Annotated in this window: 1 protein-coding gene; it reads left to right on the top strand. The window is 67.3% G+C overall.

Going from position 1 to position 1283, the window contains the following annotated elements; translation table 11 throughout:
• The coding region (locus QRM96_RS20980; protein ID WP_285320885.1) for a glycosyltransferase family 2 protein at positions 1-1283 on the top strand (1283 nt) is incomplete at both ends.

Raw genomic sequence — 1283 nt, 5'->3', positions numbered from 1 at the left:
CTGAAGATCCGCAAGGGCGCCCCGCCGCCGCCCCATGACGCCACCGTTGACGTCTTCATCACCACGTACAACGAGGACCTGGACATGGTGCTCACCACCGCGCTGGCTGCCCAGAAGATCCGGCACCCGCACAGCACCTGGATCCTTGACGACGGCGCACGGCCCGAACTCAAGGCACTCGCCGAACAGCACGGCCTGGGCTACGTCACCCGCAGCGAGGACTGGACCAAGGACCTTCCCCGGCACGCCAAGGCCGGCAACCTCAACAACGCCCTCATGGTCACCCACGGCGAATTCCTGCTGATCCTGGACGCGGACCAGATCCCCGAGCCGGACATCCTGGAAAAGACCCTGGGCTACTTCAACAACCGCCGCGTGGCCCTGGTCCAGACCCCGCAGTACTTCAGCAACGTCCCTGACAGCGACCCCCTGGGCAGCCAGGCACCCCTGTTCTACGGCCCCATCCAGCAGGGCAAGGATGGCTGGAACGCCGCGTTCTTCTGCGGCTCCAACGCGATCCTCCGCCGTGAAGCCCTGATGCAGCTGGGCCTGGTGGGCTACGTCAAGGAAACCGAAAAGAGCATCCGGCGTGCCCTGGCCGCGTCGCGCGCAGCCATCCGGCAGGCCCGCAAGTCCACTGACATTGAGTCGCCATTGGTGGCCGAGGTCTTGGACGAGGTGGAGGCCGCCACCCGGGAAGCCCAGCAGGAAGTGGACGCCGGCCAGCCCCTGGCCGAGGTCACCTACCGGGTACGCCGCCGCGTGGACGCCGCCGTGCAGACCCTGGTCCAGGCCGACGTTGCAGCGCTGCAGGCAGACCTCGAAGAGATCGCCGCCATGGAACTGGCGCATGTGGGTGAGTCCGGCGTGCCCGTGGTGGCGGACGACGCCGTCCGGCGCATGTCCGCCCGCGACTGGTCGCCACTGGGCGCGCTGGAGTCAGTCCAGGCCGTGCTGGACGCCTTGACCGTCGAGCGGACCGGCGAGGCCCAACCGGTCATGCCGCTGGCCACCATTTCCGTGACCGAGGACATGGCCACCGCCATGCGCATGCACGCGATGGGATGGGAGAGCGTCTACCACCACGAAATCCTGGCCTATGGCCTGGCGCCCGAGGACCTGAAAACCATGCTCACCCAGCGGCTGCGCTGGGCGCAGGGAACCATCCAGGTGCTGCTCCGCGAAAACCCGCTGGTGCAGAAGGGCCTGAAGCTGGGCCAGCGACTGATGTACTTCGCCACCATGTGGACCTACCTGAGCGGGTTCGCCGCCGTCATCTACTT

The sequence above is a fragment of the Pseudarthrobacter sp. lyk4-40-TYG-27 genome, from assembly GCF_030209295.1.
In the GTDB taxonomy this organism is placed as follows: Bacteria; Actinomycetota; Actinomycetes; order Actinomycetales; family Micrococcaceae; genus Arthrobacter.
Note: the sequence above shows the minus strand (reverse complement) of the source record. Positions and strands in the feature narration are given on the sequence as shown.